Here is a 14,354-nt window from a genome sequence, read left to right as displayed (position 1 = left end):
CCATTGATGACTGATCCCGGCTGGCCCGCCGTCCTCTCTCACGGCGCCGTGACCGTGCGCCCTCTCGACCGTAGCGACGCCAAGGCATGGACCGAGGCGCGCCGCCGCTCGGCTGCCTGGCTGCACCAGTGGGACGCGACGGTTCCCCCGGGGTCGAGCGCCCGGCCGACGACGTTCGCCAGTCTCGTACGTCGCCTTCGCCGTCAGGCCAAACGTGGCGTGACCTATCCGTTCGCGATCGAGGTCGACGGTGTTTTCGCTGGTCAGGTCACGGTCAACAACATCGTGCGCGGCTCGGCGCAGTTCGCCTCGATCGGCTACTGGATCGACCAGGGCTTCGCCGGACGTGGCGTGATGCCGTTGGCGGTGGCGCTGGTCATCGACCACTGCTTCACGACGGCGAGGCTGCACCGGATCGAGATCTGCATCCGTCCGGAGAACTCCAACTCGCTCCGGGTGGTGGAGAAGCTGGGCATCGACGAGATCGGATATGCGCCCCGATTTCTGCATATCGACGGTGCTTGGCGAGATCACCGTATCTTCGCGATAACAGTCGAAGAATGTCACCAAGGAATGCTGTCTCGGCTCGGTTTGTCACCCGAATGAGGCATTGACCTCGGCGTGTCCTGCTGAAATCACACAAGTCACACGCGACACACCACTGCACGTCCGCCTACCGGCTGGTCAAGGCTCCTACGCTTCTTGACGTGGACCCGAGCGCACTCATCTTCGTCGCCCTCGCCGTGGCGTGGGCGGTGTACTTGGTGCCGAAAGCGCTCGAACACAACGCGACGGCCGAGGACGGGACGAAGAGTCGGGCCAGTGCCGCGATCTCCAAGTCCCGCCGGATCCTCGCACGACGCGAAGCCACCGGCAAGGACTCCACCGACCTGGTGACCGAGAAGTCGCCGAAGAAGTCTGAGGTGGAGGCCGAGGCGGTTGCCGAGCCTGCTCCGCGCCCCGTCCCGATGGCCGTACGCCGCCGGGCCGCCCGCGCCGCGGCCAAGCGCCGCAGCATCGTGCTCGGTGTGCTGGTCCTCGGTCTGGTCGTCGTCGGCGCTCTCGCCGGCTTCGGTGTCTTCGGGCCGGTGTGGATCGCCATCCCGGGCGGGCTGGTCGTCGCGTGGCTGGTCACCTGCCGGCTCAGCGTGCGCCACCAGCGGGAGGTCTGGGCACGGATCCCGTTCCCCGAGGACGTCCCCGAGCCCGAGCCGGCTGCCCCGCCCCGGATCACCTTCGACATCGACCAGGACACCGGAGACCTGGTCGCCGTCGTCGAGCACGACGACACCGGCGAGCAGCTCCCCGCGGGTTCCTGGAAGCCCGTGGAGACCCCGCTGCCGACGTACGTCTCCAAGGAGGCCGCGCCGCGACGCGCCGTGCGCACCATCGATCTGGACGCCACCGGCGTGTGGAGCTCTGGCCGCAACGCTGCCGACTCCGAGCTCGTCCGGCAGGCCGAGGAGGCCGAGCGTGCCGCGGCCACGTCTGCCGAGGAAGCGCGCAACCGCGCCACGGGCTCCTGAATGCCTACTGATTGGGTAACACCCGCGACGAGGTGCTAACGTTTCTCATCGCTTGGGGCTGTGGCGCAGTTGGTAGCGCGTCTCGTTCGCAATGAGAAGGCCAGGGGTTCGAATCCCCTCAGCTCCACAAACAAGAACCCCGCCTGACCTGCGGAAACGCAGAGGGTCAGGCGGGGTTCTTTGTGTCTAGTGCTGCCGTTCCGGTGAAGATTCCCCCCGGATTCCCCCCGAGCCGTTCAGACGGGCCAATCCAGCCTCGTCGGCGACCGTTCCGAGATGGTGCAAGTAGATGTTTGTTGTCGCGATCGAGGCATGCCCCATCCATGCCTGCACCGTCGTGGCGGGGACCCCCTTTGCGAGCCACAGGCAGGCAGCGGTGTGGCGCAGATCGTGGATCCGCCGGCCGTGCGAGATCAGCTCCCAATCGACGGCGCGCTTGACGGCGCTCGCGTGCAGCCGATGACCGGTGGCGGTTACGAAGAGCAGGTCGCGGCTCGTGCGCCCTGCCATGAGTGCTACGACGGTGGGAAGTACCCGATCGGCGAGCGGGACAAATCTCGACTTCCCCGACTTGGTTCGTTTCGCTTCACCTCCCTCTGGGGCGGCGCGTCGTACGTAGATCCCCGGGATTGGCTGTAGCGCGACATCGCTAACCCTCACCTCTCGCAGCTCCGACCACCGAAGCCCGGTCCAGCCAGCGACCAGCAGAATGTCCGCGAGCCTCGCCAGATCGCGGGCCCTGTCCGTGGCGCGTATCAGACTCACCGAATCGCGGGCAGCGAGCTGGGCGGCATCAGCGACGAGCGTTTCCAACTCCGCCTCACTGAACGGCTGCATCTCGGTCGCGACCTCGCTCGCCTTAGGCACCCTGGTCGGGGTCACAGGGTTGTGCTGGACCATTCGCTCGCGCACGGCCCATGCGAAGAACGACGACAGGGAGGCGCGGTATCGCTTGACCGACTTCTCGGCGAGCCCGCCCCGGTGGAGCGACACCAGGGCGCGTGAGACCTCGCGTTCGGTGACGCTCCCGATCTGAAGGGCCGCGAGCGACGTCGGGGTGAGTCGCACGACCGCCGCATCGGCAACGTACGTCTTCGGGGCAACGGTGGCCTTGCGCTCCTCCAGCCACATCGGCAGAGCTTTGCGTACCGTCACCTGACCGGCGCGGCGGTCGAACCCACCCGCGAGCGCTGCACGCTCGCGGGTGAGCCAGTCGACAGCCTCGCGCCGCGTGTCGAACATCTTCGTTCCGATGTCGGTGCGCCCCTGCTTCAGGCGGGCCTGCCAACGGCCGTTCGGCATCTTTCGGACGTTCACGCGGCCACCTCCTCGAGCCAGGACAGAACATCGCTCCGGCGGTAGCGGGGAGAGTCGGGTGAGAGCCAGTAGACCCGCGGGCCCTTGCCAGTTGCTCGCCAGCGGCAGAGCGTCGAGGGTGTGACCTTCAGGGCTTTCGCCACCTCCCGCGATGTCCACAGGATCGGGAGAGCGTCGGCGATCTCCTCGTGCAAGTCAGCGACCGTCAGGTGGTCGCGGCGGGTGTTCTTGCTCATCGCTGGGCCTCCGATGCAAAGGTCGAGTGAGTGTTTGATCCGTCGTGGTTGGCGAGCTGTAGTCGGCAGGTCGGGAGGGGGTAAGCCGTACCAGCCGTACCAGCCGTACCAACGGCGTATTTCGGCTGGTCAGATGCTGTTTTGGGGTGGTACGGCTTTGGTACGGCTGGTACGGCTTGGGGATTTTGGTACGGCTTTGGTACGGGCCGATTTTTCAAGCCGTACCACCCGAAATCGCGGTTTGACCTGGGAAAACAGTGGCTTGGTACGGCTGGTACGGCTGGTACGGCTGGTACGGCTTGGGGCCCTAGAACCGTGGTCGGGTTGGTCATCGGTGGGCCTCCGGATCGCAGGTCGGGTGGGTATGGGTGCCGTCGTCGTGGGCCAGAGGTTGGCGACAGACGACGCAGGTTGGGATAGCGAGTTGGGTCTCGGCTGTGGGGGTGCAGTAGCGGGCCCAGGCGTCGGCGAACACGGTGCGCTGGTAGCCCTTGGCCTGTCCGGTGTCGAAGCGGATGGTGTCGGAGCGGATGTCGAAGTCTCGAAGCAGGAACCCGAGCTTCATCGCGGTCAGCCCGGTGTTCTGGTAGGTCGCTCAGGGGGCCTCGATATCGGCCTTCAGACGCTCCAGGAGCACCGCGGTGGGCAATGCCTCGGCGTCACCAAATGCGGCCCTGCAGTCGGTCAGGAGACGCGTTTGCAGGGTGGTCTGTGCGTTCGCGTCGCGGGTCTCGGTCAGGATCACGCATGCGTCACGGGCGAGGTCGGCCAGGACCCGCCGGCGAGATCGGCGATCGCGAGGAGTGGCTCCCAGGTGTCGGCGGCGCGGTCCTCGACCGGCATGTCGGGCATGGCGGATCCGAGGTGGTCGAGGTGGGCCCTGACCCACTGGTTCAGCCGGTTGCGGAGGTTGTCGAGGGCTGGACCATCACGGCGGGTTCGGTAGGGCGCGACCGACTCACCAGGTGCGCGCCGGCGCATCTGGATCACGACGGCGCGGTCCTCGATGGTGTCGGGCAAAGGAGTCGACCCGACGTGACAAGAGGACGCCGTATGCGGCCGATCAAGCGGCCGAACCGACGCGACGACGAGATCACGATCGCTGGCCTGACCGGCGCCGCGGTATTCCTGGCTGGAGAGCGCGGTGACAGGGCCGCAGCTGAGGCCGAGCTTGCCGCCAGGGCGACGCAGCCAGACCCCGACACCGGACGATCGCGGGTGCGCGCCGAGCTGCTCGAGGAAGCCGCCGGCTACAACCTCGCCACCTGGCAGCACGACCCCCATGGACATTGGCTAGGTCGAGACGCCGCTCTGCTCCTGGTCGACGCGGGCGCCAACGCCGAGCGGGTCAAGGCGATCGCCGCCGAGAGGCTCCCCAAACTCCAAACCTCTGAGCCGCCTGGCATCGGTAACCCCTAGGGTGCCGCTCCTCGTATCCCCAGAATGGGTCAGCTTCTTTCCTGGAACGTGTAAAGCCCCGACCGAAACGCGGGGTCAGCGCTAGCGTCAGCCGCATGGCAGCAGTTTCAGCGATGGAGGTGCAGGTCACCCAGGGTGAGCGTCAGCCGGACTTCACGCAGTGGCTGAGCACGCTTCGAGCGATGCCGGTTGTGCTTCTTGACCTCGATCGAGCGACAACTCCTGGCAAGAACGTGCCGAGACCGCATTGGGTCGTTGACGACATTCGCCATGAAGGTGCGTCGTTCTACGTGCGCGTGACGGCGGCGCCGCACAGTCGCCGTCGAGACCATGAGTCGCTCATGGCTCCAGTCACGACTCTCGTGTCTGGCGTGAAAAGTCTCCGCCGCGATCCTGAACTCCCAGCGTTCTTCAGTGAGGACACGGTCCGGCGACTTCTTGATGTCGCCAACCCGCGGGACGGCATCCGCGAGGTATCCGTCGCTGCGGTCAATGGTGCTGTCGGGCCGTACGAAGCGTTGGACGAAGTTGTGCGTGAGCATGCTCGGACAGCGGTGCGCCAAGCGGAGAAGTCCATCGGATCCATTACTGGCCGGCTAACAGCACTCAACGCAACGAGCAAGGGACTACGGATCGCGCTTCACGACCCCGTCTCGCGGCGGACGGTCAAAGGGACCGCGCCCCTCTCGCTGAAAGAAGATCTGCGGATGTGGTGGGACCATCGCGTAACGCTTCGCGGCACTATTACTCGAAATCAGGCTGGGCAGGCACTGATGATTGCGGTCAGAGACGCTGAGTTGATGCCGGAATCAGCGCCAATGGGTGGGCCTGTCGCGGATCAACTGTACGGTGCTGACGAAAATTGGACCGGCGGCATGAGCGTCGATGACTACGTGAGTCGGGTGCGTCGTCGTGCCTAAATACAAACCAGAAGAACCGCCTCTGATCTACGCCGACTCTGACGTCTACCTCGACCTGATCACGAAGAACAAGCAGCCGCACCTCGGCACCGGCGAGCAGCGAGGCAGGGCTGCCTACGAATTGTTCCGTGCGGTCGATGAAGGCCGAGTCAAGCTTGCGGCATCGTCACTCGTGCAGGCGGAGGTCGGAGCTAACGGGGAGTCCCAGAAGCAGACTGAGCGTATCCGCATGCTACTTGAACGTTGGTGGACAAGCCCCGAGACAATTTGGCGAGAAGTCGATCGCCACATTGCTCGGAAGGCGATCGAGCTGTCCATTGAATGGCGGGGAAGGGGGATTGGTGATAGCAAGATGTCAGCAGCCGACGCGACGCACCTGGCCGTGGCGGTCGATCTCGGCTGTGACTTCTTCTTCACCTACGATCATGGATTCCCGCACAATCAGAGTGTCAATGGCGTCCAGGTGATGCGTCCCGAAGTTGTCTGGCCTCAGACGTTGCTCGACCAGGCCGTGGGCGAGTAGTTGTCCCTTGAGCTCGCTCATCGAGCCCGGCCGGGTCTTGGCGCCATCGTCGACAGGTCGACCACGAACGATCGTCGGGGTAGTAGAGCCCCGAAACATTTCAAACCTCATGCGCGCAACCAGTTAGCCGTGCCAGTGTTGTCTCGTGGAGAGCGAAACTGCGTCGATGCACTCACCGGACTGGACTGCCGAGGCGGGGAAGATGGGCGACGAGTTCTTGGCTCGCATGGATGCAGCCGCCGAACTGCTGGACTTCGCTGCGGCATCACCAGAGCGCGAAGTCGACTTCGAGATCATGAGCTTCGGGCTAACAGGCGAGCAGCTTAAGAAATTTGGCAAGAGTGCTAGGGATCTTGCTCAAGTGCTGCTGAAGTTCGTGGACAAAGACCCCGACTTAAGGCCAAAAGAGAGGCAAGTGGTTAAGCTCGAAGACCCCACAGTGGCGCGCGTCATATACAAACTGTTAAACCGGGTCGGTCACAACGGACGTATGCCGTCCCGTCGCACGGTTCTCCTCCGCTCGATGCTTGCGCATCAAATCAGCGAGTTTGAATTCACCTTGAGTCAGCTGATTCGCCTGATTCTTGTGTCGCGCCCAGAACTTCTAAGCGGGAATGCGAGCATCACCCTGGCGGAACTTGAAGGGTTGGGCGATGTCGCGAGTGCTCGTGAGTTGGTCATCGAGCGCAAGGTCGACGACATTATGCGCTGCTCGATGGACGAATGGTCTTCGTGGTTCAACGGCATTGGGGTGAAGTTCAAAGAAATGACCGATGACTGGTCGACCTTCGTGGAGATCTTTGCTCGCCGAAACCTTATGATTCATACAGGCGGGAGGGTTTCGGAGCAGTACGTGCGGCAACTTAGAGATGCGAACAAGTCGCCCGCTGAGATGCCCGGTGTTGGTGATCAGTTGGACTTAGACGAAGAGTATCTGCTCGAAGCTAGCGAACAACTATTGGCGTTTGGGTTCCTGCTCATAACTGGAACTTGGCTGCAGGTCAACAAGGCTACCGCCAGCAAAGCCGAGGCTTGGATCTCGACGCGGTTGGAGCAACTGCTTGAGAGGCAGCACTACCGCGCTGCTCGCGTCATAAGCAACACTGTCCTATCCAAATCCCGGGGGCGGCTTCGAAGGCCGACAGAGATTTCGTTGCAGATAATGCTGTGGACAGCGCGTAAAGAGCTCAACGAATCTGAGGCCGTCATGCGCGAGGTCACCGCATGGGATCCCGGAGGCCTCGATCTCCGATACTCCCATGCTCGCTCGGTCCTCATCGAGGACGATGACCGAGCCGTATCGGAGATTAAGGAACTGCTTCGCCGGAACGACCTTACGACGGTTGACCTTCTAACCTCCCCGCTGTATCGCGAGATCATTGATCGCCGCGGGCAGGAATTGATATCGACTAAAGCCGTCGAAGCCCTCATCGCTGAACAACGGGTCGCAAACGCTCTCCCGGCCTCGGTCGCCCTGGATCCCGGAGACGGCGGCCAGAAGGACCAATGAGTAGCGTTCTTCTACATCCGGTTTCGTGGGGAGGCACGGCAAGAGGCTGGCGATGAGAGTGGGGCGGGCCGCTACCGACAGGGACACTTCCGGGGAGGCTTCCCATCGGTGCAGGCAGACAGCGTCGGGGAGCCACGTCACCGCCAAGGATTCTCCTGATGCACGTGGTCGTGTGCCGACCGGTCATTCGAGACTCTGAACGTTCCCCCCCGATTCCCCCCGATGGTGCAACGACGTGCAATCGATACAACGCTCGACCGCAGCGCGCAGCGGATCGAACGCTGCCGACAAGCCTTCGCAATGAGAAGGCCAGGGGTTCGAATCCCCCAGCTCCACCACTAGAAACCCGGTTCTGACCAGCCACAACACGGCGGTGAGAGCCGGGTTTTTTGCTTGTCATTCGTCCCCCTCGGCGGTTTGTGGCCCCCCGGTGGCCCCCGGGCCGTTCTGGCGTCCCTTCTTGGGGTCGTCGTTGAGCCGATCCAGGCCCGCCGCGTCAGCGCCAGTGCCGAGGAAGTGGAGGTAGAGATTCGTGGTCGCGATCGACTCGTGACCCATCCACTCCTTGACTGTCCCGACATCGACACCACGAGCCAGCCACGGGCAAGCCGCAGTGTGGCGGAGGTCGTGAAGTCGTCGCCCCTGGCCGGTCTGCTCCCACTTCAAGGTTCGGGTGACGGCACCTCGGTGGAGGGTTGCCCCGGTGTCGGTGGTGAACAGAAGATCGTTGGCCTTCTTGCCGGTGGTCATCTGCTGCACGAGCGGGAGTACGCGGTTGGCGAGGGGGACCCGACGAGAGCGACGGCCTTGGTGGACTTGGTCTCGTGACCCTCGGTGTCGAGGGAGTACGCCCACTTCGAGCGGCTCAAGGTTGGGCCAGGGCGGACGGTTGGCTATCGGCTGGCCGACGCGGGAGCGCTCCAGGCGCTGAGGGAGCGAGGCGCGATCGTCTGGGAGAACCAGCGATACGGAGCCACGTACGTAGTCGACGAGCCTGGGTTGCTCGACGCTCTCAACCGAGGCGTACCGATCATCCATCTCGGGCAGCCCGAAACAGTTGACGCCGTCCTCGCTATCGAGGCTCCCGTCACTTGGACCGTCGTCGAACTCACCTGCCCGGAGCCCATCGCCTTAGAGCGACTTCGAGCACGCGGTAGCCACGATCTAGACGAACGCCTCGACGCTTGGCGCGAGACTCCGAGACTCCCGACCGCAGACGTCAGGATCGACACCAGCGAGACAGCGCCCGACGGGGCAGCGCACCGGATAGATCGAGTCGTCCGACCCGTGTGATCCAGACCGGTGGCTGATGACTTGGTCGACCGGCATCGAGGCGACAAGGTTCGATCAGTGTTCTGGCTCCCAGCGAAGGAACACCCAGTCCTCACCGGGCAACAGATCGCGGGTCGCGTGAGGGATTGCCCGGAACTTCACGGACACCTCGGGCGGGTAGTCAGCGATGCAGTACGTCTCGGCCAGGGCAACGCACTCCGCTTGCACCTCGCCGACGTCGCCCTCGTACAAGAAGCGACCTTCGATCGTGCCTTGCTCCGAGGAGCCTTCGTACCGCACGGCCACGCCACGCAGGTCCGCCGTGACCTGCTCCCAGAGGGCGCGCATCATCGACAGCATCACGTCTGACCGCATGTTCGTCACGGGGTCGAGTATCGCCTCCTCTTGGGCGACCCGGGTCAGAAGGTCCCCGACCGGTTTCGTGAGAAATTTCTTCACTGACTAAATTTCTCCACTGACTCAAGGCGGCCTTCGGCCGCGTGCGCGGCCTCCGGGGGCGTGCGGCCTGGCGGCCGGTCCCCCTACGTGCCGCGCAAATGAAGAAGAGCGCCCAGTCCCTAGACCAAGCGCTCACTCTCCAAGCCGTCGACCAGATCGACCCGACCCGCTAGCCGTCCGGGACCCTGCGCCCCGACGCCGACCAGGCCGACAGGTTCAGCAGCTCGACGACCGGACCCGCATCGTCACGTACGTATCCGGTGCCCCCGGCGATCATCGTCACGTCGGCCGCCAGGCACGGCAGGGAGCCGATGACGAGGGGGAGGGGGCCGCCGCTACCGGCAGAGACATTCCCCGCGATGCTTTCGGGATCGATGTAGTTAGGCAGCGTGGGGGCGAGCCCCCAGACCCCCCGCCAAGGGGGCCAGGTGCCGGATCAAGTGACGCTCCGCCCCCGCGATACGGACTTGGTGGGTGGATTGGATTTGTGCCCCCAGGTGCCCCCCCCGGCGTCGAAATTGGGGTGTCGGAATGCAACGCATGCATTGGCACCTCCACGCGGGGAAGACATCGATTCCATGGGATGACACGCCTTCCCAATGAGAAGGCCAGGGGTTCGGATCCCCTCAGCTCCACCACCTGAAACCCGGTTCTGACCAGCCATAACAAGGCTGTCGGGGCCGGGTTTATTGCTTGTCATTCGCCGGTCTCCTTGTCGCGCGTACCTCCGGCGTACCCCGCGGCCGACTCCGATAGCCACGCGGATCCCGCGCGGCCCAGGCGCCAGGCGCTGCAAGCCACATCGAGTCGCCACCTGGGCCAGTGACGAACGGTGTTCGCGATCGGGCCTGGTGGGTCGAGGCGTAGCCGTGTGTGGATCAAAACCATACACCCTGACTTTGAGCGTGTATGGTTTTGATCCATGGTGGGGTTGGAGTCGCTCCCGGCGACGTTCACGGCCAGGATGGCCCGTGGGATGGAGGTGCATCCCAGGGATCTGTATCGCTGGCGAGACAGCGGCGAGGTCGTTGAGTTGTCGCGAGGGGTGTTTCGCCGGGCGGATGCGCCCGAGCCCTCGCACCCGGATCTGTTGGCCGTGGCGACGCGGGCGCCACGGGCGGTCGTTTGCTGTGCGAGCGCTGCAGTGGTTCATGGGCTGAGCGACGAGATGGAGCCGTCCGTCCAGATCGCGGTCTCCGTGGCTCAGAACGCGCCGCGCATTTCCTATCCGCCGACCACAGTGTTCCGGTTCGATGCCGAGACGTTCGAGTTCGGCCTTTCGCGGGTGGAGGTGGCCCCGGGAGAGTTCGTACGCATCTACGACTCGGCGCGGACAGTGGTGGACCTGATGCGCCTGCGACACCGACTCGGCGAACCGCTGGCTCACACGGTGCTGAACCGATACCTGGAACGCCCAGGCAACAGACCCGCACCAGTGCTCGAGTACGCACGCGCACTCGGCGTGGTCGGGCCGGTGCGGTCGGCGCTGGACATCGCGGGGGCACGATGAACAGGCCGACGAGGGAGAGCGCTGCCGGGCGGGCATATCTGGATCTGCAGAACCGCGCCCGCCGGGAAGGACGACGCACCCAGGACCTGCTGACGATGTACGTCGTGGAGCGATGGCTGGCTCGGATGAGCGCATCACCGTACGCCGGTGACTTCATCCTCAAGGGCGGGATGCTCCTGGCGAGCTTCGGGAGCCGGCGCCCGACCACGATGCGGACGCACTGGCTCGGAACATGCCCGCCGAGGAAGACGCTGTCGCGGCCAGAGTCGTCGAGATTGCAGGGATGGCCGACCCTGACGACGGCGTCGTTTACCTGCCCGAGACCGTCAAGGCGGCGATGATCCGGGACGACGCGCTCTACTCCGGGGTCCGTGTGACCATGGATGCGACGCTGGGCACGGCCCGGTTGAAGCTCAAGTTGGACATCAACTTCGGAGACCCGATCACGCCGGAGCCGTCCGTGATCGAGCTGCCCGCGCTGCGACCAGGCGCCGACCCTGTGCGGATATTGGGGTATCCGATCGCAACCGTGCTGGCGGAGAAGATCTCGACCGCGATCGATCTCGGGCCGGCGAGCACAAGAGTGCGGGACTGGGCCGACATCTACACCCTCGTCACGACCCATGACCTCGATGGTGCCGAGGTGCGCGCGGCAGTGACGGCCACCATGAACTTTCGAGGCGTCGTCGTCAGAACACTGTCTGACGCGGTCGGTGACCTGGTGAAGGTCCGGGCTTCGGCGTACGTGGCGTATCGACGCGGGCTCGGTGCCGATGGCGAGCATCTCCCTGCGACCTTCGATGATGTCGTGGAGATGGCGGTCCGGTTTGCCGACCCGGTGCTGAGTGCCGACGCCCCCGGTGCTGCGCAGTGGCGGGCAAAGGCGCGGACATGGTCCTGAACTCCGCGAATACTCCGCGAAAACCCCTTCGCGAGACTCCGAGATCGGTCGAGACGATGAGGTAGCGTGGAGTTCGTCAGCGACGTCGATGACGGACGTTCGCCCAGGTCAAACGGTGGTTCTCAGAAACCGGCCGAGAAACTCCAAGGGATCCGGCGCCCGAAGAAGGGCGCCGGGCACCAAGAGAAGGCCGGGGGTTCGAATCCAATCGGTTCCGCCAGCGGAAAGCCGGTTACTACTTGCAGCTTCATGGAAGGAAGGCCCGGTTTCTAAGAGCCAAGGAGAGGATTACACCGAGGAACGTCCGTCTCCTCGACCCCGGAAACGGTGACCTGGCTCCCGGTCATCGGGATCGACGAGCCATCGAGAGAGCCGAAGGCGTTGGGTGGGTGATGACGCCGTGGAACGAGGAGGACGTATGAAGATCTTGGTCGTGGGTGGCACCGGCATGATCGGCGGGCACATCGCTCGGTTGCTGGCCGAGCGGGGCGAGGACGTCACGATTGCGGCACGCGGCGAGGTCGCGGAGGACTCACTGGTCGTCGGGTTCCCGGTGCTGCGTGGCGACTATGTCGAGGGCACCTTCACCGCGGCTTCGCTGGCGTCCTTCGACGGGGTCGTGTTCGCCGCCGGCCAGGACATCCGGCACAAGCCGCGCGACCTCGAGGAGGCTGACGAGTCGGCGTACTGGGACGCGGTGCAGAGTGAGGGCATCCCGCGGTTCGCAGAGCTGTGCAAGCGCGCCGGCGTGCGTCGCTTCGTGCAGGTGGGCAGCTACTACCACCAGGTTCTGCCCGAGATCGCCGAGCGTGATCCGTACGTGCGCGCACGCCAGCTCGCCGACGAGCGCACGCGTGCTCTGTCCGACGAAGACTTCGCCGCGATCACCGTCAACCCACCCAACATCGTCGGTGTCGTCCCCGGCATCGCGTTGCGGCGGTTCGCGACGATGGTCCGGTGGGCTGACGGCGACCTGCCGGACATCCCCGACCATGCACCGGCCGGTGGCACCAACTACATGTCGGTGCGCTCTCTCGCCGAGGCGGTCGCCGGCGCGCTCATGAACGGCGAGGGCGGGCGGGCGTACTTGGTGGGCGATGAGAACCTCACCTTCACCGAGTTCTTCCAGCTGATCTTCGACGCCGCGGGCGGCGGGCGGAGCCTGGAGGAGCGCGATGAGCCGCATCGGTTCCTGCCGGATGCGGCGATCGTGCCCGGACGTGGCTACGTGCTGTCCTACGAGCCAGATCCCGATGAGACCGACCTGCTCGGCTACGCCCGTGGCGACGTCCGTCGCGAGATCGAGAGCATCGTCGCGCAGGTGCGCGAGCTCCAGGCGGCCGAGGCCGCGGGGTGACCGCCGAAGTCGGCCCGGGCCAGGGCGAGGTCAGCGGGGGTGACCGGGCAGCGCTCGGCGACCTGGTCCACCGCTATGCGGCCGCCGTCGACGATGGTCGACCAGAAGTGGTCGCCGGGCTCTTCGTCGAGCAAGGGGTCCTGGTCGTGCCGGCAGACCCACGCCGCGTCGGGGAGACGCTCGTGCACCAGGGACGGGAGGCGGTGGCGGCCGCGGTGATGCAGGCGACCGGTCTGCACGTGACGTACCACGCGATCGTCGGCGCGACGTTCACGCCGGGCCGGGATCGCGACGAGGTGATCGGCCGGGTGGCCTGCACCGCACATCATGTGCGGGCGCCCGGCGAGGACGACGCGGCCGTGGATGACGTCTGGTACATCGTCTATCGAGACCGCTACGTGCGTATCGCCGACGGGTGGCGGTTCGCACGCCGCGAGCTCACGCTCGGCTTCCGGGAGAGACGCTCGGTCAAGGTCCCTCGGGAGGGGTAGTGGTCCGGCTCGACCGCGCGCGTCCGACCAGGGCTCAGGTGTGCTGGGGAAAGTTGGTCCAGCCCTTGCCGTCGACGCGTGCGTACCACCCCGACGCGGCCAGGGTGCCGCCGTCGACCGGGATGGTGTGCCCGGTCAGGTAGGAAGCACCGTCGGTGGTGAGGAACTCGATGACCCGCGCGTACTCGTCCACATGGCCGAAGCGGCCCACGGGCACCCAGGTGGGGATCCTGGCCTCGTCCTTCCCGCGGAGCATCGCTGCCGCCGGCGTCTGCTGGCTGTCGGCCAGATCCGGCGCGATCGCGTTGACCCGGATGCCGTGTCGCGCGACCTCGACCGCCAGGCTCTTCGTGAAGGCCGAGACTCCGGCGTTGAAGGCGGAGTACGCCGCATGGCCCGGGATGCCGCGGAAGGCCTCGACGGTCGAGATGTTCACGATGTAGCCGCTGCTCTGCTCGATCATGTGGGGCAGTACGGCGTGGCTGACATCGAGCACGTGGCGCAGGTTCAGCTCGTAGAGCCGTTGCCATTGCTCCGGCGTGCTGCGCACGAAGTCCTTGGAGGCGGGCCGGAAGTCGCCGACGTTGTTGACCAGTACGTCGATGCGTCCCGCGACGCGCAGAGCCCGTTCGACCAGCCGGTCGGCGACCTCGCGTTCCACGATGTCGCCGACCACGACCTCGCAGCGACCACCGGCCCGCTCGACCTCGGCCCGGGTCGCCTCGGCACCGTCGGGATCGATGTCGTTGAGCACGACGATGTCCCCGCGGCGCGCGAGCCGTCGCACGGTCGCGCCTCCGATGCCGTGCGCTCCGCCCGTCACGATCGTCACGTTGCCATTGTCCACGCCAGCAACCTAGCACTTGTTTGGTTGCTGCTGTCCGGTCTCTGCTCACTCACCGGGAGCTTCGTC

The 14,354-nt window shown here is 65.3% G+C and carries 16 protein-coding genes, 1 tRNA gene and 1 pseudogene; 12 read left to right on the top strand and 6 right to left on the bottom strand.

The features are described from left to right. Positions 1-6: 6 nt before the first annotated feature. The 3 genes from WBG06_RS08135 (at position 7) to WBG06_RS08125 (ending at position 1,653) form a co-directional block, all read left to right on the top strand. Positions 7-606 carry a GNAT family N-acetyltransferase gene (locus WBG06_RS08135; RefSeq protein ID WP_336736086.1) on the top strand — a complete coding sequence of 200 codons (600 nt, stop codon included), beginning with the start codon at positions 7-9 and terminating at the stop codon, positions 604-606. Positions 607-707: 101 nt separating this feature from the next. Further along, positions 708-1,526, top strand: a complete 819-nt coding sequence (sepX, locus tag WBG06_RS08130; protein WP_336736085.1) for a divisome protein SepX/GlpR — start codon at positions 708-710, stop codon at positions 1,524-1,526. A 54-nt stretch (positions 1,527-1,580) separates the two neighbouring features. Then, positions 1,581-1,653, top strand: a tRNA-Ala gene (locus WBG06_RS08125). 59 nt (positions 1,654-1,712) lie between these two features. Here WBG06_RS08125 and WBG06_RS08120 read toward each other — a convergent pair. From WBG06_RS08120 to WBG06_RS08110, 3 genes and pseudogenes are all read right to left on the bottom strand, one after another. Next, positions 1,713-2,843 (bottom strand): tyrosine-type recombinase/integrase, encoded by a 1,131-nt coding sequence (locus WBG06_RS08120; protein WP_336736084.1) that lies wholly within the window; start codon positions 2,841-2,843, stop codon positions 1,713-1,715. Then, positions 2,840-3,079 carry a helix-turn-helix transcriptional regulator gene (locus WBG06_RS08115; RefSeq protein WP_336736083.1) on the bottom strand — a complete coding sequence of 80 codons (240 nt, stop codon included), beginning with the start codon at positions 3,077-3,079 and terminating at the stop codon, positions 2,840-2,842. Before WBG06_RS08115 ends, WBG06_RS08120 begins: the two co-directional genes overlap by 4 nt. A gap of 328 nt (positions 3,080-3,407) precedes the next feature. Continuing rightward, positions 3,408-4,060 (bottom strand): annotated as a pseudogene (locus WBG06_RS08110) (DUF3631 domain-containing protein). Between the two features lie 72 nt (positions 4,061-4,132). Between WBG06_RS08110 and WBG06_RS08105 the strand changes: the two are divergent. The 4 genes from WBG06_RS08105 to WBG06_RS08090 all read left to right on the top strand — a co-directional run bounded on the left by WBG06_RS08105 (position 4,133) and on the right by WBG06_RS08090 (position 7,451). Continuing rightward, a complete protein-coding gene (locus WBG06_RS08105) occupies positions 4,133-4,498 on the top strand; it encodes a hypothetical protein (protein WP_336736082.1) in 366 nt (121 codons plus the stop codon). A gap of 95 nt (positions 4,499-4,593) precedes the next feature. Next, complete coding sequence (locus WBG06_RS08100; RefSeq protein ID WP_336736081.1) at positions 4,594-5,418, top strand: hypothetical protein; 825 nt, start codon at positions 4,594-4,596, stop codon at positions 5,416-5,418. Beyond that, positions 5,411-5,941 carry a type II toxin-antitoxin system VapC family toxin gene (locus tag WBG06_RS08095; protein WP_336736080.1) on the top strand — a complete coding sequence of 177 codons (531 nt, stop codon included), beginning with the start codon at positions 5,411-5,413 and terminating at the stop codon, positions 5,939-5,941. The genes WBG06_RS08100 and WBG06_RS08095 overlap by 8 nt, the downstream gene beginning before the upstream one ends. Positions 5,942-6,086: 145 nt before the next feature. Further along, entirely contained in the window at positions 6,087-7,451 is a 1,365-nt protein-coding gene (locus tag WBG06_RS08090; protein WP_336736079.1) for a hypothetical protein, read from the top strand. Between the two features lie 396 nt (positions 7,452-7,847). Here WBG06_RS08090 and WBG06_RS08085 read toward each other — a convergent pair whose 3' ends face one another. Then, positions 7,848-8,306 carry a tyrosine-type recombinase/integrase gene (locus tag WBG06_RS08085; protein WP_336736078.1) on the bottom strand — a complete coding sequence of 153 codons (459 nt, stop codon included), beginning with the start codon at positions 8,304-8,306 and terminating at the stop codon, positions 7,848-7,850. On the opposite strand from WBG06_RS08085, the gene WBG06_RS08080 reads away from it, so the two are divergent. Then, a complete protein-coding gene (locus tag WBG06_RS08080; protein ID WP_336736077.1) occupies positions 8,286-8,744 on the top strand; it encodes a hypothetical protein in 459 nt (152 codons plus the stop codon). The two genes, WBG06_RS08085 and WBG06_RS08080, sit on opposite strands and share 21 nt — an antisense overlap. A gap of 54 nt (positions 8,745-8,798) precedes the next feature. Here the strand turns inward: WBG06_RS08080 and WBG06_RS08075 are convergent, their stop codons facing one another. After that, entirely contained in the window at positions 8,799-9,182 is a 384-nt protein-coding gene (locus tag WBG06_RS08075; protein WP_336736076.1) for a hypothetical protein, read from the bottom strand. Between the two features lie 922 nt (positions 9,183-10,104). Here WBG06_RS08075 and WBG06_RS08070 point away from each other — a divergent pair. From WBG06_RS08070 to WBG06_RS08055, 4 genes are all read left to right on the top strand, one after another. Beyond that, positions 10,105-10,692 carry a type IV toxin-antitoxin system AbiEi family antitoxin domain-containing protein gene (locus WBG06_RS08070; protein ID WP_442945415.1) on the top strand — a complete coding sequence of 196 codons (588 nt, stop codon included), beginning with the start codon at positions 10,105-10,107 and terminating at the stop codon, positions 10,690-10,692. A 232-nt stretch (positions 10,693-10,924) separates the two neighbouring features. Continuing rightward, the gene (locus WBG06_RS08065; protein WP_336736074.1) at positions 10,925-11,593 is read left to right on the top strand and encodes a nucleotidyl transferase AbiEii/AbiGii toxin family protein; all 669 of its coding nucleotides are present in this window, start codon (positions 10,925-10,927) and stop codon (positions 11,591-11,593) included. A gap of 418 nt (positions 11,594-12,011) precedes the next feature. Beyond that, positions 12,012-12,950, top strand: a complete 939-nt coding sequence (locus tag WBG06_RS08060) for an NAD-dependent epimerase/dehydratase family protein (protein WP_336736073.1) — start codon at positions 12,012-12,014, stop codon at positions 12,948-12,950. Continuing rightward, positions 12,947-13,441, top strand: coding sequence for a nuclear transport factor 2 family protein (locus tag WBG06_RS08055; RefSeq protein WP_336736072.1), 495 nt, complete (start codon positions 12,947-12,949; stop codon positions 13,439-13,441). Before WBG06_RS08060 ends, WBG06_RS08055 begins: the two co-directional genes overlap by 4 nt. 34 nt (positions 13,442-13,475) lie before the next feature. Here the strand turns inward: WBG06_RS08055 and WBG06_RS08050 are convergent, their stop codons facing one another. Beyond that, positions 13,476-14,273, bottom strand: coding sequence for an SDR family NAD(P)-dependent oxidoreductase (locus tag WBG06_RS08050; RefSeq protein WP_336736071.1), 798 nt, complete (start codon positions 14,271-14,273; stop codon positions 13,476-13,478). Between the last annotated feature and the right edge of the window lie 81 nt (positions 14,274-14,354).

It is taken from the genome of Nocardioides sp. CCNWLW239 (assembly GCF_037137035.1).
Taxonomy (GTDB): Bacteria; Actinomycetota; Actinomycetes; order Propionibacteriales; family Nocardioidaceae; genus Nocardioides.
The sequence above is the reverse complement of the archived record's forward strand: the minus strand, read 5'-3'. Positions and strand labels throughout refer to the sequence as shown.